The sequence below is a fragment of the Dryocola clanedunensis genome, from assembly GCF_038405435.1.
GTDB lineage: Bacteria > Pseudomonadota > Gammaproteobacteria > Enterobacterales > Enterobacteriaceae > Dryocola > Dryocola clanedunensis_A.
The window spans coordinates 137,305-157,186 of sequence record NZ_JBBYHZ010000002.1; the positions used below are offsets into that span (position 1 = coordinate 137,305).

Below are 19,882 nucleotides of genomic sequence, written 5' to 3' on the forward strand. Positions count from 1 at the left end.
ATGGTGCGTCCGAGTGGACTCGAACCACCGACCCCCACCATGTCAAGGTGGTGCTCTAACCAACTGAGCTACGGACGCACTGTATGAAATTTTAAATGGTGCGTCCGAGTGGACTCGAACCACCGACCCCCACCATGTCAAGGTGGTGCTCTAACCAACTGAGCTACGGACGCATCATGTTGTCTGGCGACAACGGGGACGAATATTAGCGGCAGCTCCCGCTGCTTGCAAGCTGAAATCCTTCATTTTCTGCAAGATTTCATCCGATTGCTGAGCAACTGCGCAGTACGTCGAAAAAATAGCCGCCCGGCGGGTAAACATCATCCATTGTTAACGGCTGCTGTGTCGGATGGCACTGCGCTTATCCGACCTACGAATATTATTCAAAAGCCACGACAAAGCTGGCTGACGGATTTTTATCGCGCCGCGCGCTGCAAAATAGTGATGGACGGCTGACGCTGTAGCCAGCGCATGCGCAGCATCATCATGATTGCCGCCGAGGTCAGGCCAATAATAAAGCCCATCCAGAAGCCTGCCGGCCCCATTCTGTCCACCACCAGGTCGGTCAGCCCCAGAATATAGCCGCTCGGCAGCCCCAGCACCCAGTAGGCGATAAAGGTGATGAAGAAGATCGAGCGGGTGTCTTTATAGCCGCGCAGCACGCCGCTGCCGACGACCTGAATGGAGTCGGATATCTGATAGACCGCCGCCAGCAGCATCAGCTGGGCTGCCAGAGCCACGACCTCCGGATTGTCGTTGTAGAGCAGGGCGATATGTTCGCGCAGCGTGACGGTAAACAGCGCCGTGCAGACGGCCATGCACACCCCAACGCCAATACCTGTGCGGGCAGCCGTTTGCGCGTCCAGCGTTGACCCCTGGCCAAGGCGGAAGCCGACGCGGATAGTCACCGCCGCCGCCAGCGACATTGGCAGAACGAACATCAGCGAGCTGAAGTTCAGGGCTATCTGGTGTCCGGCCACGTCCACAATCCCCAGCGGGGAAACCAGCAGCGCCACTACGGCAAACAGCGTCACCTCAAAGAACAGCGCCAGCGCAATCGGCAGGCCAAGCTGGGTCAGACGTTTCAGCACCTGCCAGTCCGGCGCGCTGAATCCGGCAGGGTTGCGGATATCGCGCATGGAGCGCGCGCGACGCACATAAGAGATCATGCTGAAGAACATGACCCAGTAAACCGCCGCCGTCGCCACGCCGCAGCCTACGCCGCCCAGTTCAGGCATGCCGAAGTGGCCGTAGATAAAAATGTAGTTAACCGGAATATTGACCAGCAGGCCGATAAAGCCCATCACCATGCTCGGCTTGGTTTTCGCCAGGCCCTCGCACTGGTTGCGCGCCACCTGGAAGAACAGGTAGCCGGGCGCACCCCACAGCAGGGCGCGCAGGTAGCCCACGGCTTTTTCTGCCAGCAGCGGATCCATGTTTTTCATCGAGCTAATAATGTAGCCCGCGTTCCACAGGACAAACATGATCAGCACGGAGACGATCCCCGCCAGCCAGAACCCCTGGCGAACCTGGTGCGCGATGCGTTCGCGTCGGCCCGAGCCGTTTAGCTGGGCCACGACCGGCGTTAACGCCAGCAGCAGGCCATGGCCAAAGAGAATGGCAGGCAGCCAGATGGAGGTGCCGATGGCCACCGCGGCCATATCGGTGGCGCTGTAGCCCCCGGCCATCACGGTATCGACGAAACCCATTGCCGTCTGGGCGACCGAGGCGAGGATTACGGGTATCGCCAGCGCTAAAAGCTGGCGGGCCTCAACAAAATACTTATCCATTAATACACCTGATTATTATTAGTTATTGGAGACACTAAGACGCCGCCGTAAATGGCAGCAAAAAGAAATATGCAGGGGGAAGAACCAGACTATTGTAGCGACAGATAATTAAATCGCCAGACAAATCATGGTAGGGCAGTGATGATGACTGGCAAGCTTTTTTTCCAACTGTTATTGTGCTGTTCACGGATGCAGGCCTCCCTGAAACGGGCGGGCGCTGCCACTTATTGACTTGCCGGAGTTTAAGGATGTTTACAGGAATTGTGCAGGGCACCGCGGCCCTGGTCTCCATCGAAGAAAAGCCCAATTTCCGCACCCACGTTATCGAGATGCCAGAAGAGATGCTGCCTGGCCTTGAGACGGGCGCGTCCGTAGCCCATAACGGCTGCTGTCTGACCGTCACGGAAATCAACGGCAGCCGCGTGAGCTTCGATCTGATGAAAGAGACGCTGCGCATCACCAATCTGGGTGAGCTGGCGGTTGGCGACGTCGTCAACGTCGAGCGCGCGGCGAAATTCAACGATGAAATCGGCGGCCATTTGATGTCCGGTCACATTATGACCACGGCCGAGGTGGCGAAGATTTTAACCTCGGAAAATAACCGTCAAATCTGGTTCAAAATTCAGGACAAGAGCCTGATGAAATATATCCTGCACAAAGGGTATATCGGCATTGACGGTATAAGCCTGACGGTTGGTGAAGTAACGGCGACCCGCTTCTGCGTGCATTTAATCCCCGAAACGCTGCAGCGAACGACCCTGGGCAGCAAAAAGCTGGGCAACCGTATTAATATTGAAATTGATCCGCAGACCCAGGCGATTGTGGATACGGTTGAGCGAGTGCTGGCGCAGCGAGAGGCAACGCTGGCAGCAGTATTAACGAAAGAATAAGAACGTGCGGCGGGTTCGCAGCGACCCGCCGCCGCTTAAGCGATCAGCAGGCTTCCGCGCACCAGATCGCTGCTATGGCGATCCCCCAGCAGTAACTCCACCGCCCGACGGGCAATGTTTTCCAGCGGGTACTCAATGGCCGGAATGGCGTTTGTGCCGGGCAGGCGGGTTGACCCATCCAGGCTGAATACCATCACTTTTTCCGGTACGTGCAGCTGATACTGGTTGAGCATCATCACGGCTTCCTGCGCCTGGCTGTCGTCGGTGACCAGCAGGGCGGAGAACTTCACGCTGCTGTTGATAAGCTTTTGCAGGGCAATGCGTAAAGAAGGCTCATTTTCGATAACCAGCTGGCGGTTAAACGGCACCACGTAGTTGTGCAGCGCCTGGCGGTAGCCTTCAATCGTCTGCGTCGCCGCATCGCCGCCCGCAAAGTTGATTAGCGCAATATGCCGACGCTGCTGGGAACAGAGATAGTGCACGGCGGTTTCGACGGCGAAAACCCGGTCGCACTGGACGCTGCTGGCGGTGGAAGGGCTGAGGCAGTCGATCAGCACTATGTCATCCGCAAGCTCGGGCAGAGGGAAACGTGCGCCCACCACCACCAGGGCATCACACATGCCGTGGGACAGCTCCGCCACCGCGTGTAGCAGGCTGTCCGCATCGTTAGCGAAGCGCAGCAGCAGGTGCTTGCGGTGGGCTTTTAGCTGCTTTTCCAGCGCCTGCAAATAGCCGGTAGACTGCTGGATATGCTCGGTGGCGCAAATTACCCCGATGCAGTTTGTTGACTGGCTGCTCAGGGACTGGGCAATGGCGTTTGGCGTGTAGTTGAGGATTTCCGCCGCGCGCAGCACCGCCTGGCGGCTCTCTTCTTTCACGCCGCGGCTGCCGCTCAGCACCCGGGAAACGGTGGCTTTGGATACCTGCGCGAGTCGCGCTACATCATTGATATTCGACATGCTTGTTTCCTGCCCAGCTAAAGGCGGGCCATCGTGGCCCGCATGATTTTTTAACCCCGGTCGTCAAAACCGTTTTTTGCTGCCGTTTCCCTGAACCACTCGCCGCTCTTCTTGATGGTGCGCTTCTGGGTTGCCAGATCCAGCGACACGAAGCCATAGCGGTTTTTGTAGGCGTTACACCAGGACCAGTTATCGATAAACGTCCACATATGGTATCCGAGGCAGTTGCTGCCCTCGCTGATGCCTTTGTGCAGCCACTTCAGGTGGTCGCTGACGAAATCGATGCGGTAATCATCCTGAATCTGCCCGTTTTCGTCAAAGCGTTGTTCATGCTCTACGCCCATGCCGTTCTCGGAGATATAGCAGCGCGGGTTGCTATAGTTTTCACGCAGGTTGGTCAGAATGTCGTAGATGCCCTGCTCATAGATTTCCCAGCCGCGGTACGGGTTCATTTTGCGGCCCGGCATTTCATAGGACTCGAAGAACCACTCCGGCATAAACGGGCTGTCGGGATTGACCAGCGAGTCGCGGCACTTGATACGGCGCGGCTGATAGTAGTTGATACCGAGCAGGTCGACAACGCCCGCGGCGAGTAATGCTTTATCCTCCGGCTCGCAGGCCGGAAGCTGGCCATGCTCTTTCAGCAGCGCAACCAGCTCCTGCGGATATTCACCGCGCAGCGCCGGGTCAAGGAAGCTGCGGTTGAACATCAGGTCCGCAATATTCGCAGCCTTTACGTCCGCCGGATTTTGCGAACGAGGGTAGGACGGCGTCAGGTTCAGAATGATGCCGATTTCGCCGCCGTCGTTGCGCTCGTGGTATGCCTTAACCGCCAGCGAGTGTGCCAGCATGGTGTGATAAGCAACGGTAGCCGCACGTTTGAAATCGACCACGTTAGGATAGTGGAAGTCATACAGGTAACCGCCTTCCACAGGCACAACCGGCTCGTTGAAGGTGAACCAGTGCTTCACCCGATCGCCAAACAGCTCGAAGCAGGTCTTCGCGTATTCGCCATACGCCGTGACAACGTCACGATTTTCCCAGCCGCCCAGCTCCTGCATCACCATCGGCATATCAAAATGGAAGAGGTTGATAAACGGCGTGATGCCCTGGGCATGCAGCTCGTCGAAAATCTGGTTGTAAAACTTCACGGCCTCCTGGTTTACTTCGCCCCGGCCCTGCGGGATCAGGCGCGCCCAGGAAATAGAAGTGCGGAAGGTATTGTGGTTCAGCTCTTTGAGCAGCGCGATATCCTGTTTCCAGTTCTGATAAAACGTGGAGGTGTCCGCCGGGCCTACGCCGTTGTGGAAGCGCGTTGGCTGCTCCGCAAACCATCGATCCCAGATGGTTTCCGATTTGCCAAAGTTAAGCGTTTCGCCTTCGGTCTGCGGCGCGGAGCTGGCACTGCCCCACCAGAAATTATCAGGAAATGCATATTTCATTACTTCTTCCTCTTTGGACGTGCCTGCCAGACCGGCAGGCAATAAATGTTCAGTTGACGGTAACCGGGTTTTCTTCTTCCTGCGCGCCACGCTCTTCGTCCTGCTTCAGCAGGGTGCGCTCGTAGGCCTTCAGGAAGGGGTAATACATCACAGCCGACATCACCATACAAATCAGGCACATGATTACGGGACTTACCGCCCAGTTTGCGGCCCATGAAGCCCCGATTGGCGCGGGCGTCGTCCACGGCGTCAGTGAAACGACCTGAGCAATCCAGCCTAGTTTGGTAGCGATATACGCAAGCGTGGCGTTAATCATCGGCACCAGGGTGAACGGCAGGAAAAACACCGGGTTCATGATGATGGGCGTCCCGAACAGAATAGGCTCGTTGATGTTAAAGAAGCTTGGCACGACGCCCATTTTGCCGATGGTGCGCAGATGCACGGCGCGGCTGCGGAGCAGCAGGAAGGCCAGCGGCAGCGTCGACCCCACGCCGCCAATCAGCAGATAGTGGTCCCAGAAGCCCTGCAGATAGATATGCGGCAGCGCTTCGCCCGCGGCCAGCGCGGTCTGGTTAGCCGAAAGGTTTGCCATCCAGAACGGGTTCATTATGCCGGTGACAATCAGCGCGCCGTGTATTCCGGCAAACCACAGGATCTGGCAGATAAACACCGAGATAAGGATCGCGGGCAGCGAGTCGGAGGCCGAAACCAGCGGGGCGAGCAGGTGCATTATTGCCTCGGGCAGAATCATGCCCGTTGTGGCTTCTATCAGCAGGTTGAGCGGATGCAGCGTAAAGACAATCACCACTACGGGGATGAGGATTTCAAACGAGCGCGCAACGCCGGTGGGCACCTCTTTTGGCAGCCGAATCGTAATGTTGTGGCGCTTGAGGAACGAATACATTTCGCTGGCGTAAATCGCGGTGATCAGGGCGGTGAAAATGCCCTGGCCGGAGAAATACTGCGTCGAGATATGGCCATCTTGATACGGTGCTGCGACCAGCAGAAACGCCATAAAAGCCAGCAGCCCGGTCATGATCGGATCGAGCTGGTAATGCTTGCCGAGGCTTGCGCCAATGCCGACGGAAATAAAAAACGTCATCACCCCCATGCTGAGATTGAACGGCAGCATCAGCTGATCGCGGTACTTCAGCGAAAAGTTAAGCCAGCCGCGGGCAAAACTCCAGCTGCTGTCGGGGGAAAAGGGAGGGAAGATAAAAACTAACAGGAATGAACCGATAATCATAAACGGCAGGGCGGCAATAAAGCCGTCGCGGATGGCGATGACGTGGCGCTGAGAGCCCATGGTCCCCGCCAGCGGGGTCACTTTTTGCTCAATCACATTGACCATTTTTTGGTACATGCTCATGGCGGTATCCTTGCTTGTTTCACGGTAAGTGGGTCTATTGTGAAACACAACGGAAACCGGTTTCCACTCGGGATATTCATAACTGTTAACGGGATCAAACTCACAGAATTTTACGGCGATAAAACGTGATGGTTATCACGAATTGTTAAGAAGTTGCTGCAAAATAGCGGCAGGCGTTAACCCCGGACAGCGCCGGGGCTAACGTGATTAGTGCGGCACCCGCAGCCCGTTCTCAATACCGCGGCTGAAGACCACCTGCCACAGCTGAATATCCCTTGCCCGGAAGGCTCCGGCGCAAGCGTTGAGATAGTAGCTGAACATGCGTTTGAAGCGTTCAGAATAGTTATCGGCAATCTCCGGCCAGCTGGCGTGGAAGCGTTCGTGCCACGCCATCAGCGTTTTATCGTAGTCCGCGCCGAAGTTGTGCCAGTCTTCCATGACGAAATGGCTTTCGCTCGCCTCGGCAATCTGGCGCACGGAGGGCAGGCAGCCGTTCGGGAAGATGTATTTATCAATCCACGGGTCCACATTGTTATCGGTTTTATTCGAGCCGATGGTGTGCAGCAGGAAAATACCGTCCGGCTTCAGGTTGCGGTCCACAACGTTGAAATAGGTGGCGTAGTTTTTTGGCCCGACGTGTTCAAACATGCCCACCGAGACGATTCGGTCGAACTGCTCGTTCAGGTCGCGGTAGTCCTGAAGCAGGATAGTCACGTCCAGCCCGGCGCAGCGGTCCTGGGCCATTTTCTGCTGCTCGGCCGAAATGGTGACGCCGTGTACTTTTACGCCGTAGTGACGCGCGGCGTACTCCGCAAGCCCACCCCAGCCGCAGCCGATATCAAGCAGGGTCATCCCCGGCTCCATATGCAGCTTGTCGCAGATCATTTTGAGCTTGGCGTCCTGCGCTTCGCTGAGGGTAGTAGCTTCTTTCCAGTAGCCGCAGGAGTACTGCATATGCTCGTCAAGCATGCGGCTGAACAGGTCGTTACCAAGATCGTAATGCTCTTTGCCGACTATCCAGGCGCGTTTTTTACTTTGCAGATTAACGAGGCGGGCGGCAGCAATGCGAAGGGTGTCTTTAATATGGTGCGGGAGCTGATGCTCCAGACCGGCACGAATGACCTTGCTGAAAAAGGCATCCAGGCGTTCGCAGTCCCACCAGCCGTCCATAAAGCTTTCACCCAGACCGAGTGATCCTTCCTGCAGGACGCGTTTAAAAAAATCGGGATGTTTTACCTGAATATCAAAGGGATGGGGACCGTTAACGGTGATCCCTGCCCGGGTAAGCATTTCGTTCGCGATACGATACCATTCGTTATCTCGTATGCTGACTTCTTCTATACACGATGAACTCATAGCTTCTCCAACACCTTCTGTGCGAGGAACCTTAAAACAGCGTAGACGCTATTTCGGGTATGTGAGAAATCTCACGGAAAAATCCGCGTGCCTGATATCCGACGTAGGAAAGAGAAAGGGGCAAGAGCCCGCAAAAACTAAAGAGAAAACAAATAAAAAAACGGGAGCACAAGGGCTCCCGTTACACATTCTTTATAGTGGTACTCATCGAGCCGTTTTGAGTATAAGCCTGAAAATCAGATGATTCAACGCTTTATCGTTAGCAAGCTAATAACCTGATTTCAACATTATCCCCCAGGTTACCTTACGAATGCTGATGCGCCTCTTTGGTCTCCCAGGCTTCGGCACCTTTGCGACGCTGCATCAGGTAGCCCAGCATTGCCAGCACGACGGTCGTCAGCATGACGCTTGTGGTGGTCAGCAGCGCGCTGGAAACCAGCCAGGAGACCATCAGGCTTGCAAAGAAGCACAGGCCAAGCTGCAGGGTGTTCTGCAGCGCGGCGGCTTTACCGGTTGCCTGCGGGAACGGCAGCAGGGCAGAAGCAACCACAATCGGGTAAATCGCGCCGTTAGCCATCGCCATAACACAGAATGGAATCAGCAGCAGCGTCAGGTTGGCATGACCGCTGGCCGCCACGCCCCAGGTGCCGAAAATGCTCAGGGTATAAAGGGCCAGCAGCCACGGCAGCATCTGCTTACCGCTCCATTTTTGCAGCGCGCTGCGGCAGCCGTAGCCGCCCACCAGAAACGCGATGGTCTGCGGCATATAGCTCAGGCCGATAGCTGAAGGGCTGTAGCCCATATCGTTGAGAATAAACGGTGAGCCGGTCAGCCACGCAAAGAAGCTTGCGGAGCAGGCCGCGTAAATCAGCACGTTACCGCTGTAAACGCGCGAGCGCAGCAGCGACATAAAGCTCACTTTGTTCTCTTCGGTTTGCGGATGGTGCTGGGTGCGCGGCTTGAGGCGCAGCGTGGGGATCATCAGCAGCAGCGTAATGGCAAACAGCGTGGCGAAGATAGCCTGCCATTCGAAATGGTTAAGGATCCAGCTGCCCAGCAGCGGAGCCAGCGCCGGAGAAAGGCCGACCAGCGGCATAATAGTGGCGAAAATACGGTTTGCGCGGCTGGCGGGATAGTAGTCCGTCACCAGCGCCTGCCAGCTTACCGCCGCAGAGCAGACGCCCACGGCCTGAATAAAGCGCAGCACCAGCAGCGCCGTTGCGCTCTCCACCCACAGCATGCCCAGGCAGCTGACGGCGAAAATGCTCAGGCCAGCCAGCAGGACGGGTTTGCGTCCGAAGCGGTCGGACATGGGGCCCCACATCAGCTGCGCGAAGGCAAAGCCGGCTAAAAACAGGCTAAGGCTGGCGCTGACCGCGGAGGCCTCGGTGTTCAGATCCTGCTGGATGGCGGCAAAAGCAGGTAAATACATGTCGGTGGCAAGGAAACCCAGCACGCTCAGACCGGCGAGCCAGATAAGAAATCCTTTTGATGGTTGCATAGTTATCTCTTGAATTATTTGCAGGTAATCAGCGCCCGGAGTGTACGGAGTGCAAACTGGCTTGTGAAACGCTAATATTTGTAGATTGCATTCAAATATTTTGCAGGCAGAAATTATGTGGTCTGAATATTCTCTCGAAGTCATCGATGCGGTGGCGCGCAACGGCAGCTTCAGCGGGGCGGCACAGGAGCTCCACCGCGTTCCGTCTGCTATCAGCTATACGGTGCGCCAGCTTGAGGAATGGCTGGCGGTACCGCTGTTCGAACGCCGCCATCGCGATGTGGAACTGACCCCAGCTGGCGCCTTTTTTTTGAAAGAAGGCCGTTCTGTTATCAAAAAAATGATGACGACGCGGCAGCAGTGCCAGCAGATCGCTAACGGATGGCGAGGGCACCTGGCTATCGCGGTGGATAACATCGTGAAGCCTGAAAGAACGCGGCAGCTGGTGCTCGATTTTTATCGTCACTTTCCGGATATCGAACTGCGTATTTTCCAGGAGGTCTTCAACGGCGTGTGGGACGCGCTGGCCGACGGGCGCGTGGAAGTGGCTATTGGCGCCACGCAGGCTATTCCCGTTGGGGGACGCTATGCGTTCCGGGATATGGGCACGCTCAACTGGCGCTGCGTGGTGGCCGCCAGCCATCCGTTAGCACAGCGGGAGGGGGCGCTGAGCGATGAAGATCTGCGCGCATGGCCGTCGCTGGTGCTGGAGGATACCTCGCGTTCGCTGCCCAAACGCATAACGTGGCTGCTGGATAACCAGCATCGCGTGGTGGTGCCGGACTGGCAGTCCGGCTCCGATTGCCTCAGCGCCGGGCTGTGCATCGGCATGGTGCCATCGCATATCGCAAAACCGTGGCTGGAAACCGGCGAATGGCAGGAGCTTGAGCTGGAGAATCCTTTCCCGGACGCGGCATGCTGCCTGACCTGGCGGCAAAACGATGCCTCACCGGCGCTAGGCTGGCTGCTGGATTATCTGGGGGACAGCGAAACGATGAATCAGGAGTGGTTAAAAGAGCCTGAAACGAACGTCCAGGCTCCTGATGAGGCTTAGCGGCGATAGTCGCGGAACGGGCCGTCCGCGACGGAGCGGCGCTCAATAAGGCGCGGATGCACCTCGATGGTCTGCGACTCTTCGCGTTTGTTGACGATACGGTCCAGCAGCATGCCGAAGGCCGTTTCACCCAGCGAGTCTTTCGGCTGGTGGATGGTGGTCAGCGCCGGGGAGAAGTAGCGGGCGTTGCGCACATTGTCGTAGCCGATAATGGAGATATCCTGCGGGACACGCAGGCCCATTTCATCCGCCGCGCAGATCGCGCCCATTGCCATGATGTCACCGCCGCAGAAAACGGCGGTAGGGCGATGGGACTGGTTGAGGATCTGCTGCATGGCCCGGTAGCCGGATTCAGGTTCGAAGTCGCCCTGCACGATCCAGTTTTCAGGAATGGCAATGTTTGCCTCCTGCAAAGCCTGCATAAAGCCCGCGTGGCGACCGCCGCCGGTGTTACGCTCCATTTGTCCCGGAATGGCGCCAATCTCGCGGTGGCCGCGCTCAATCAGGTAGCGCCCGGCCAGATATCCGCCCCGGAAGGCGTTATCAATCACCGAGTCGGTAAAGTCCGCTCGCGACTCACCCCAGTCCATCACCACCATCGGGATATGGCGATACTCTTCCAGCATGGTCAGCAGCGTATCCGGGTATTCCGAGCACATCACCAGCAGGCCGTCTACGCGCTTTTGCGCCATCATTGAGAGGTAGGCGCGCTGCTTTTCAAAGTTGTTGTGCGCGTTGCCCAGAATCAGGGTGTAGCCTTTCTCGAAGCAGCTGTTTTCAACGGCCTCAATGATTTCGGCGAAATAGGGCGCTTCGCTGGATGTGGCAAGCAGGCCGATCGTTTTGGTGTGATTAACCTTAAGGCTGCGCGCAACCGCGCTTGGCGAATAGTGTAATTCTTTGATTGCCGCCCATACCGCGTTGCGGGTCTCTTCTGCCACGAAGCGGGTTTTGTTAATAACATGTGATACGGTTGTAGTGGAAACGTTTGCGCGCTTCGCCACGTCCTTGATTGTCGCCATTAGATATCACTCCAGGCCATATCGTAAACTCCTGATAATTCTTGTGTTAAACGTTTGCGTTCGCTAACTCCAGGGCAACTTTTGGGTTGCAGGCATGTCGGGGAGGCGACATAAAGCGGGAGGAGGGCGTTGAATTGATAGCACGCAGTAAATTAGCGAAGGATTTTGGCGCATCTTTTCGAAAAGTGGAAGAGGGAAAACTAATATCATTATAAATCCAGGAGGATTTTTGTTGCTGGTTGTGGGAAAATCCCTCCGAACGCACTCTTTACAGGGTTATAAAAAGGAGATTATCCATGAGCACCGATCTGAAATTTTCCGTTATCACAACGGTTGTCGTACTGGCTCTGATTGTTGCAGGTGCTTTAACCGCCGTTCTGCACTGATTAAAATGGGCCGCTTTTGCGGCCCATAGCTTTATATCCGGATAATATTTAGTGGTTGGCGCTGGCGCTTTTCCACCCTACAACAAGCGTAGCCTTATCCCAGACTGGCTTAAGCCAGGTTCTTCGCCACAAACTCCCAGTTCACCAGCGCCCAGAAATGCTCCAGATAGTTTGGACGAGCGTTGCGGTAGTCGATGTAATAAGCGTGTTCCCATACGTCCACGGTCAGCAGCGGCTTCGCGTCGGTGGTCAGCGGCGTGCCTGCGTTAGACGTTGAGACGATTGCCAGGCTGCCGTCGGCGTTCTTCACCAGCCAGGTCCAGCCCGCGCCGAAGTTTTTCACCGCCGCGTCCGTAAACTGCTGCTTAAAGTCTGCGAAGCTGCCAAACGCTTTATTAATGGCGTTGAGCAGATCGCCTACTGGTTCTCCGCCCGCGTTCGGTGCCAGACAGTTCCAGTAAAACGTGTGGTTCCACACCTGGGCGGCGTTGTTAAATACGCCACCTTCGGAAGAACGAACGATCTCTTCGAGTGATTTACCTTCAAACGCCGTGCCCTTCACCAGGTTGTTCAGGTTAGTGACGTAGGTTTGATGGTGTTTGCCGTAGTGGTATTCCAGGGTTTCGGCTGAGATATGCGGTGCCAGGGCATCCTTCGCATAGGGTAATGCAGGTAGTTCGAACGACATTGCTTAACTCCTTATTATTGTTGACGCTAAATAACCACGTTTAGTGTGGGTTTAGGGTAACAAATTGAAAGGATGAGCAAAAGGGGGATGTCACCCTCTCCGCTAAGAGAAGGTGACAGGTTTAACGAATGGTTTTCGGGGTCATCACGCGGCGCGCGCCAACGTAGTGACGCTGCCAGTAATCTTCGCTCAGCGAAGTGATCTGGATGTCCCGCCCGGTGCGGGGAGACTGAATAAACTTGCCGTTGCCGACGTAAACCCCAACGTGGTCCGCCGTGCCGCGTCCACGGGTGCGGAAGAAGACCAGGTCGCCGCTTTGCAGCTCGCCGCGGTCAACCGAAGCGGCATCACGCAGGTGATACATCTCGTTGGCCGTACGGGGGATGCGGAACTTGACCAAATCTTTATAAGCGTAATAAACCAGACCGCTGCAGTCGAAGCCGGTACGGGGAGAAGTGCCACCCCAACGGTACGGTTTGCCAATCTGCTTCATCAATTTGTTCATCGCTGTTTTCTGCGCTTTTTGCACGCGAACCTTATGGGCCTGGGCAATGGTCAGATTGCTGTCAGTTTTTACCGTGGTGCATTTTGCCTTATGGCCCTTGCGTGCTTTCGTGCAGTGCTGGGTGGCGGCAAGCGATTGGGTTTTGATAGCCGGAGCGGTTTTTTTAAGCGATTTTTTGCTGCTGGATTTTGCGAGGGTTTTACTTTTACTTTTTACGTCTGTCTTTTTCTTTTTCACTGCGGCAACTGATTTGCTGCTGGACTTCTTCGTGGTGGAGCTCGCTTTTACGTTACTCTTGCTGGTTTTCTTTTTCGCCGTGCTCTTTGTCGCATGTGTTTTTTGAGCAGAGGCAGTGGACGCATGCTCTGAAGCGTGCGTCAATGGGGTCAACGGCAAGGTAAATAGCAGAGCACAGAGCGTGATAGATCTTTTTGTTATCCGCGCCACTCAACAATCCCCTGATTATGCGGACACGACGAATACCATCATGCCCACGTATGATTTTAGAAACCTGCCGATTCTAATCGATAAGACGCCAGAAAGTTAACAGTCTTTTCCCCCGGGAAGGGCATTTCGTTACCGGTCGCAAAAAAATTAACCGATTATGCACTCATTAAGCAATTTATTGATCGAGATTGGGGTATTTTGCCGATTGGCGCTATTCGGAAAAGTGTTATTCTTAATCCATGTTTGGCGCTCGTCGCGCGCCGGGGAATAACCTTATGCAATTTGGTGTTTTCGGGCGGGGGCGCTACTCGTTACAATGGCAGACTACTGCCGTAAAAAGGTTTGAGGAAGCAAGACAATGAGCACAATCGAAAAAATCCAACGCCAGATCGCTGAGAACCCAATTCTTCTGTATATGAAAGGTTCCCCGAAGCTGCCAAGCTGCGGTTTCTCCGCCCAGGCCGTGCAGGCGCTTTCCGCCTGCGGCGAGCGCTTCGCCTATGTGGATATTCTGCAGAACCCGGACATCCGCGCAGAGCTGCCAAAATACGCTAACTGGCCAACCTTCCCGCAGCTGTGGGTTGACGGCGAGCTGGTCGGCGGCTGTGACATCATCATCGAGATGTACCAGCGTGGCGAACTGCAGCCGCTGATCAAAGAGACTGCGGAAAAGCATAAGTCAGAAGAGCCAGACGCGGAATAATCCTCCCCGGCTGTACAAGAACCCGCCACTTATCCGGCGGGTTTTTTTATGCCGTGTTTCTCGCACCTTGCCACTCCCGTCCTCAGGTGTTAAAAGGTGCCCCCTTGAATGAAAGAGACAGGAGAGGGACGTGAAAGACACGTCAACAACATCAGGGCGGATGGGTCAGGATGTTACGCACGAAGATGAGCCGGTGCTTAAGCGCGGCCTGCAGAACCGCCATATTCAGCTAATCGCCCTCGGGGGCGCCATCGGCACCGGCCTGTTCCTGGGGATTGGGCCTGCTATTCAGTTGGCAGGGCCTGCCGTGCTGCTGGGCTACGGGGTGGCGGGGATTATCGCCTTTCTGATCATGCGCCAGCTTGGCGAAATGGTCGTTGAAGAGCCTGTGTCCGGTTCGTTTTCCCATTTTGCCTATAAATACTGGGGGCCGTTCGCAGGCTTTCTCTCGGGCTGGAACTATTGGGTGATGTTCGTGCTGGTGGGCATGGCGGAGCTCACCGCCGCCGGTATCTACATGCAGTACTGGTTTCCGGACGTGCCGACGTGGATTTGGGTGGCGGCGTTCTTTGTCATCATCAACGCGGTCAACCTGGTCAACGTGAAGCTGTACGGCGAAATGGAGTTCTGGTTTGCGCTCATCAAGGTGCTGGCGATAGTCGGGATGATCGGCTTCGGCATCTGGCTGCTTGCTTCGGGCCACGGCGGCGAAAAGGCGACAATCGCTAACCTCTGGCAGCACGGCGGCTTCATGGCGACCGGCTGGCACGGGCTTATCCTGTCGCTGGCGGTAATTATGTTCTCCTTCGGCGGGCTTGAGCTGATTGGCATCACCGCCGCAGAGGCGCAAAATCCGCAAACGACGATCCCGAAGGCCATTAATCAGGTGGTCTACCGTATTCTGCTGTTTTACATCGGCTCGCTGGTGGTGCTGCTGTCGCTCTATCCGTGGCTGGACATAAAGTCCAGCAGCAGCCCGTTCGTGATGATTTTCCACGAGCTGGACAGCAACATCGTGGCGTCGTCGCTGAACTTCGTCATTCTGGTTGCCTCGCTTTCGGTCTATAACAGCGGCGTCTACTCCAACAGCCGCATGCTGTTCGGCCTTTCGCTCCAGCGCAACGCGCCCGCCTTCCTGGCGAAGGTCAACCGCGGCGGCGTACCGGTTAATTCGCTGATGCTCTCCGGGGCGATAACCTCGCTGGTGGTGGTGCTGAACTACGTGCTGCCTCACGATGCGTTTGGCCTGCTGATGGCGCTGGTGGTAGCCACATTATTGCTCAACTGGATCATGATTTCGCTGGCCCACCTGAAGTTCCGCTGCGCCATGCGCCGTAAGGGACGGGAGACACGCTTCAGGGCGCTTCTTTATCCGTTCGGCAACTATCTGTGCATCGCCTTTATGATGATGATCCTGGCGCTGATGTGTACCATTGACGACATGCGGCTTTCGGCCATGCTGTTGCCGGTGTGGATTGTCTTCCTGTTTGGCGCGTTTAAGCTTTCCCGCCGCAGGCAGGTTAAGTGGGTTCAGGGACATTAATTAAAGGGCAGGGGAAATGAGCGTTAGTCGGAAAGGGATGCTGTACGTGCTGTTTGCTGCCGTGCTGTGGGGCAGCTCCGGGGTTTGCGCCCAGTTCATGATGGAGCGAAGTCATATCTCGTCGGAATCGCTGACCATGCTGCGTCTGCTGTTTTCCGGTTTAATCCTTCTGACGCTGTCGTTTATGCACGGGGACAAGATCTTCGCGGTGTTTAAGCACCGTCAGGATCTTATCTCGCTGCTGATTTTTACGGTATTCGGCGCGCTGATAGTCCAGCTTACGTTTCTGGTGACGATCGAGAAGTCTAACGCGGCCACTGCCACCGTCCTGCAGTTTCTCTCGCCGACGATAATCGTGGCCTGGTTTGCGCTGGTGAAGAAAAAACGCTCCGGCAAGCTGGTATTTGCTGCTATCGGCACGTCGCTGGTGGGGACGTTCTTACTGGTGACGCACGGCGACCCAACGTCGCTGACTATTTCTACGGCCGCGCTGTTCTGGGGCATCGCCTCGGCGTTCTCTGCCGCTTTCTATACAACTTATCCCTCAGCGCTGATAGCGCGCTACGGCACTTTGCCGGTAGTGGGCTGGAGTATGCTGCTTGGCGGGATCGCGCTGCTGCCGTTTTACGCCAGCCAGATCGGCAGCTTCAACGCCAGCGGCGGCGTGCTGCTTGCCTTCTTCTATCTGGTGGTGGTGGGGACGGCGATTACCTTCAGCCTGTACCTGACCGGCGCGCAGATGATTGGCGGGCCAAAGGCCAGCATTCTGAGCTGCGCGGAGCCGCTGAGCAGCGCATTTTTATCGGTGCTGCTGCTGGGGGTGTCGTTCGCGGTGCCGGACTGGATTGGCTCGCTGCTGATTATCTCTTCGGTGCTGCTGATTTCGCTGGATACGCGCGGGAAACTTCACGGCTGAGGATATTGTCGGATGGCGCATTCGCTTATCCGACCTACGTATTCACTGATTTGTAAGGTGGATAAGCGAAGTCGTCATCCACCATTTCTGCTATTAAGCCTCAGGCGCTTCCTGCTCGGGCAGCGGCAGCGGCCAGCCGCCTAAACGCTTCCAGCGGTTCACAATCTCACAGAACAGCAGGGCGGTCTGCTCGGTGTCATAGAGCGCCGAGTGTGCCTGGCTGCTGTCGAACGGCATACCTGCCGCGATACACGCTTTTGCCAGCACGGTCTGACCGAGAGCCAGGCCGCTCAACGCTGCGGTATCAAAGGTCACGAACGGATGGAACGGGTTACGCTTAAGCGACGCGCGCTCTGCTGCTGCCATTGTGAAGCTGTGGTCGAAGGTCGCGTTGTGCGCCACCATAATTGCCCGGTTACAGCCGCTGTCTTTGATGCCTTTGCGGATCATTTTGAAAATGGCGTGCAGCGCTTCATATTCGCTGACGGCTCCACGCAGTGGGTTATGCGGGTCGATACCGTTGAAGGCCAGCGCTTCAGGCTGGAGGATAGATCCCTCAAAAGGCTCAACGTGGAAATGCAGAGTTTCGTCAGGCATTAACCAGCCGTTCTCATCCATCTTCAGGGTAATGGCAGCAATCTCCAGCAGGGCATCGGTTTTGGCGTTAAACCCGGCGGTTTCAACGTCGATGACGACTGGATAAAAGCCACGAAAACGGTCGCACAGGCCATGCAGTTGCGTGTTGTCAGACATCAGGATCTCTTAATACGGGGAAAATGCAGCGCGCATTATGGCAAATTTTGCGGAGTGTTGCAGTAACGGGTGCAGGGAGCACCCGTTAACAGGAGATTAGTTGCCCAGACCCTTACCGGCGTCTTTGCTTTCGATAAGCTCGATTTTGTAACCGTCCGGATCTTCGACGAAAGCGATCACGGTGCTGCCACCTTTAACAGGACCAGCCTCGCGCGTCACGTTACCGCCGTTATTGCGGATACGCTCGCAGGCTTCGGCTGCGTTATCTACGCTCAGCGCGATGTGGCCGTAGGCGTTGCCGAGATCGTAGCTGTCCACGCCCCAGTTGTAGGTCAGTTCGATAACCGCCTCTTCGGTCTCCGGGCCGTAGCCCACGAAGGCCAGAGAGTATTTGTATTCGGTGTTTTCGCTGGTGCGCAGCAGGGTCATGCCCAGCACGTTAGTGTAAAATTCGATGGAGCGTTGCAGGTCGCCAACACGCAGCATGGTGTGAAGTAAGCGCATAAAATCCTCTTAGAATTAAACGTTTAACATCCGAAAACGTTTTGAATGTGCGGTAAGTATAGCGGCGTTTGCGCGCCGCTCAGACTGAAAACAAACTTAATGATTTCCAGTTTCTGTCAGATACCATTAAACAGATAAACAGGAAAATCAATTTATTGATTTTCGACACCTTCCTGCAAAGAAGGAAAAACCACGCTTTTTCCTTCTTTGCCAGCATTTAAAGCGGCGTTTGCGCGCCGCTATCAATCACCTACTAATCTTATAGCGTAGGGTAATCGGTGTAGCCTTCCGCGCCGCCGCCGTAGAAGGATTCAGGGCGCTGCTCGTTGAGTTCGGCGTTGCGGTGCAGACGCTCGACCAGGTCCGGGTTGGCAATGTAATCGCGGCCAAACGCAACGGCGTCGATTAATCCTTTCTCAATCAGGGATTCTGCTTTTTCCGGAGTGTAAGCCCCGGCGCCGATGATCACGCCGCTGAAGCGGTCGCGCACTTTCTGACGGAATTCGTCGCTGTAAGGTGCGCCGCCCGCCCAGTCCGGCTCGGACATGTGCAGATAGGCGATGCCGCGTTTGTTCAGCTCTTCAATCAGGTACAGCGCGTCCGCCTCTTCGTCCGGACCGTTATCAACGTTCTGGAACGAGCCAATAGGTGATACGCGGATGCCAATGCGATCAGCGCTCCACTCTTTGCTTACCGCATCCACAACTTCCAGCACCAGACGGGCGCGGTTTTCGCGGCTGCCGCCGTAGGCGTCGGTACGGTGGTTGGAGGACGGGGAAAGGAACTGGTGCAGCAGATAACCGTGCGCGGAGTGCAGCTCAACCAGGTCAAAACCTGCGTCGCGGGCGTTGCCCACGGCCTGACGGAAATCGTTCACGATGCCCGGGATTTCTTCGAGTTCCAGCGCGCGCGGCATGGAGGTATCGACGCGGATCGCTTTGCCATTTTCATCACGCAGCGAGGTGCGCGTTCCGGCAGAAAGGGCTGAAGGCGCGACAGGAGCCTGCTGGTCCGGCTGGATGCTGGAGTGGGAGATGCGCCCGGTGTGCCACAGCTGCACGGCAATACGGCCTTTTTCAGCGTGAACGCCCGCGGTGATTTTTTTCCACGCTTCGATTTGCTCTTCGCTGTGCAGGCCGGGGGCGCCTTCGTAGCCTTTAGCCTGAGCGGAAATCTGCGTCGCTTCGGTGATGATCAGGCCGGAGCTTGCGCGCTGGCGGTAGTATTCACCCATCAGCGGAGTAGGGATGTCTCCCGGCACGATGCTGCGCAGGCGCGTCAGCGGAGCCATGAAAATGCGGTTTGGAGCGGTAACGGGACCCACCTTCAGTGGGGTAAACAATTTATCTGCTGACATAGTTAATCCTTAGAATAGACCGGTCGTCTAGTAATGAAATAAATAAAAAAGCCCGTCAGGAGACGGGCTCCGCAATTAAGCGATCCACATAAACGAACGCGCTTTCCAGCGGCATTGCGCTGCGTGAAATCTTCGCCTGCAGGCTGGCGCCCAGCCACAGGGCATAAATCGTTTGTGCCAGATCCATCGCGCTGCCGTTAATCAGCAGGCTTTTTTCTGACTGGCCTTTCTCCAGCGCGTTTGCCAGCTGGGCGATAATCTGCGCGGCGCCTTTATCGAGCGCCCCGCGCATATCTTCCGAAAGGTCGCAGACTTCCGCCGAGAGCTTCACCGTCAGGCAGCTGATAAGGCGGCTGTGCTGGCTGAAATAAGTCAGGGATTCCTGATACCAGCCGAGCAGTTTTTCACGATAGTTTCCGGCACCCTGACAGAAATGCTGCTGCAGCCGCTGGTTGTAGGCTTCGTAATAGCGCTCGAGCATCACCACGCCAAACGCCTCTTTTGAGCGGAAGTAGTGATAGAAAGAGCCTTTCGGCACGTCAGCGGTGCGTAACAGTTCGCTTAATCCCATGCCGGTGAAGCCGCGCTGCAGGCAAAGCTGCTCGCCGGTGGCAAGAAGATGTTCACGAGTATCATGTGCAGGGTTTCTGTTCATGGGGCTTACTGTAATAGACCGGTCAGTCTAGCGCAAGCGCCG

19 protein-coding genes and 2 tRNA genes are annotated in these 19,882 nt (G+C 56.0%); 6 read left to right on the forward strand and 15 right to left on the reverse strand.

The window, feature by feature from the left end:
• Nucleotide 1: 1 nt before the first annotated feature.
• The 3 genes from AAE045_RS04675 to mdtK all read right to left on the reverse strand — a co-directional run bounded on the left by AAE045_RS04675 (nt 2) and on the right by mdtK (nt 1,790).
• Nucleotides 2-78 (reverse strand) — tRNA-Val (locus tag AAE045_RS04675).
• Nucleotides 79-96: 18 nt separating this feature from the next.
• Nucleotides 97-173 (reverse strand) — tRNA-Val (locus tag AAE045_RS04680).
• Between the two features lie 243 nt (nt 174-416).
• On the reverse strand, nt 417-1,790 hold the full coding sequence (mdtK, locus tag AAE045_RS04685) for an MdtK family multidrug efflux MATE transporter (RefSeq protein WP_455546683.1): 1,374 nt from the start codon (nt 1,788-1,790) through the stop codon (nt 417-419).
• Between the two features lie 248 nt (nt 1,791-2,038).
• On the opposite strand from mdtK, the gene AAE045_RS04690 reads away from it, so the two are divergent.
• Nucleotides 2,039-2,680 (forward strand): riboflavin synthase subunit alpha, encoded by a 642-nt coding sequence (locus AAE045_RS04690; protein WP_455546684.1) that lies wholly within the window; start codon nt 2,039-2,041, stop codon nt 2,678-2,680.
• 35 nt (nt 2,681-2,715) lie between these two features.
• Here AAE045_RS04690 and AAE045_RS04695 read toward each other — a convergent pair whose 3' ends face one another.
• The 5 genes from AAE045_RS04695 to punC all read right to left on the reverse strand — a co-directional run bounded on the left by AAE045_RS04695 (nt 2,716) and on the right by punC (nt 9,307).
• Complete coding sequence (locus AAE045_RS04695; RefSeq protein ID WP_455546685.1) at nt 2,716-3,639, reverse strand: LacI family DNA-binding transcriptional regulator; 924 nt, start codon at nt 3,637-3,639, stop codon at nt 2,716-2,718.
• Nucleotides 3,640-3,689: 50 nt separating this feature from the next.
• On the reverse strand, nt 3,690-5,081 hold the full coding sequence (locus tag AAE045_RS04700; protein ID WP_455546686.1) for a glycoside hydrolase family 1 protein: 1,392 nt from the start codon (nt 5,079-5,081) through the stop codon (nt 3,690-3,692).
• Between the two features lie 49 nt (nt 5,082-5,130).
• Entirely contained in the window at nt 5,131-6,450 is a 1,320-nt protein-coding gene (locus AAE045_RS04705) for a PTS sugar transporter subunit IIC (RefSeq protein ID WP_455546687.1), read from the reverse strand.
• Nucleotides 6,451-6,657: 207 nt separating this feature from the next.
• Nucleotides 6,658-7,806, reverse strand: a complete 1,149-nt coding sequence (gene cfa, locus AAE045_RS04710) for a cyclopropane fatty acyl phospholipid synthase (protein ID WP_455546688.1) — start codon at nt 7,804-7,806, stop codon at nt 6,658-6,660.
• 304 nt (nt 7,807-8,110) lie between these two features.
• The gene (gene punC / locus AAE045_RS04715; RefSeq protein WP_455546689.1) at nt 8,111-9,307 is read right to left on the reverse strand and encodes a purine nucleoside transporter PunC; all 1,197 of its coding nucleotides are present in this window, start codon (nt 9,305-9,307) and stop codon (nt 8,111-8,113) included.
• Nucleotides 9,308-9,422: 115 nt separating this feature from the next.
• Between punC and punR the strand changes: the two genes are divergently transcribed.
• A complete protein-coding gene (gene punR / locus AAE045_RS04720) occupies nt 9,423-10,361 on the forward strand; it encodes a DNA-binding transcriptional activator PunR (protein WP_455546690.1) in 939 nt (312 codons plus the stop codon).
• On the opposite strand, the gene purR is transcribed toward punR, so the two are convergent.
• A complete protein-coding gene (purR, locus tag AAE045_RS04725) occupies nt 10,358-11,383 on the reverse strand; it encodes an HTH-type transcriptional repressor PurR (RefSeq protein WP_455546691.1) in 1,026 nt (341 codons plus the stop codon). The two genes, punR and purR, sit on opposite strands and share 4 nt — an antisense overlap.
• Nucleotides 11,384-11,679: 296 nt before the next feature.
• Here purR and cydH point away from each other — a divergent pair, with 296 nt between their 5' ends.
• Nucleotides 11,680-11,769, forward strand: a complete 90-nt coding sequence (gene cydH, locus AAE045_RS04730; RefSeq protein WP_455546692.1) for a cytochrome bd-I oxidase subunit CydH — start codon at nt 11,680-11,682, stop codon at nt 11,767-11,769.
• Between the two features lie 109 nt (nt 11,770-11,878).
• Here cydH and sodB read toward each other — a convergent pair whose 3' ends face one another.
• A complete protein-coding gene (gene sodB / locus AAE045_RS04735) occupies nt 11,879-12,457 on the reverse strand; it encodes a superoxide dismutase [Fe] (RefSeq protein ID WP_455546693.1) in 579 nt (192 codons plus the stop codon).
• 121 nt (nt 12,458-12,578) lie between these two features.
• On the reverse strand, nt 12,579-13,409 hold the full coding sequence (locus tag AAE045_RS04740; protein WP_455546694.1) for a C40 family peptidase: 831 nt from the start codon (nt 13,407-13,409) through the stop codon (nt 12,579-12,581).
• Nucleotides 13,410-13,767: 358 nt separating this feature from the next.
• Here AAE045_RS04740 and grxD point away from each other — a divergent pair, with 358 nt between their 5' ends.
• The 3 genes from grxD to AAE045_RS04755 all read left to right on the forward strand — a co-directional run bounded on the left by grxD (nt 13,768) and on the right by AAE045_RS04755 (nt 16,571).
• Entirely contained in the window at nt 13,768-14,112 is a 345-nt protein-coding gene (gene grxD / locus AAE045_RS04745) for a monothiol glutaredoxin 4 (protein WP_202304332.1), read from the forward strand.
• A gap of 130 nt (nt 14,113-14,242) precedes the next feature.
• Nucleotides 14,243-15,655: a phenylalanine transporter gene (pheP, locus tag AAE045_RS04750; RefSeq protein WP_455546695.1), complete on the forward strand. Its 1,413-nt coding sequence runs from the start codon at nt 14,243-14,245 to the stop codon at nt 15,653-15,655.
• A 16-nt stretch (nt 15,656-15,671) separates the two neighbouring features.
• Nucleotides 15,672-16,571 carry an EamA family transporter gene (locus AAE045_RS04755; RefSeq protein WP_455546696.1) on the forward strand — a complete coding sequence of 300 codons (900 nt, stop codon included), beginning with the start codon at nt 15,672-15,674 and terminating at the stop codon, nt 16,569-16,571.
• Between the two features lie 93 nt (nt 16,572-16,664).
• On the opposite strand, the gene rnt is transcribed toward AAE045_RS04755, so the two are convergent.
• The 4 genes from rnt to AAE045_RS04775 form a co-directional block, all read right to left on the reverse strand.
• Nucleotides 16,665-17,324: a ribonuclease T gene (rnt, locus tag AAE045_RS04760; protein ID WP_455546697.1), complete on the reverse strand. Its 660-nt coding sequence runs from the start codon at nt 17,322-17,324 to the stop codon at nt 16,665-16,667.
• Between the two features lie 96 nt (nt 17,325-17,420).
• Nucleotides 17,421-17,828: a lactoylglutathione lyase gene (gloA, locus tag AAE045_RS04765; RefSeq protein ID WP_455546698.1), complete on the reverse strand. Its 408-nt coding sequence runs from the start codon at nt 17,826-17,828 to the stop codon at nt 17,421-17,423.
• A gap of 259 nt (nt 17,829-18,087) precedes the next feature.
• On the reverse strand, nt 18,088-19,185 hold the full coding sequence (nemA, locus tag AAE045_RS04770) for an N-ethylmaleimide reductase (protein ID WP_455546699.1): 1,098 nt from the start codon (nt 19,183-19,185) through the stop codon (nt 18,088-18,090).
• Nucleotides 19,186-19,240: 55 nt separating this feature from the next.
• Nucleotides 19,241-19,840 carry a TetR/AcrR family transcriptional regulator gene (locus tag AAE045_RS04775; protein WP_455546700.1) on the reverse strand — a complete coding sequence of 200 codons (600 nt, stop codon included), beginning with the start codon at nt 19,838-19,840 and terminating at the stop codon, nt 19,241-19,243.
• Nucleotides 19,841-19,882: the final 42 nt, after the last annotated feature.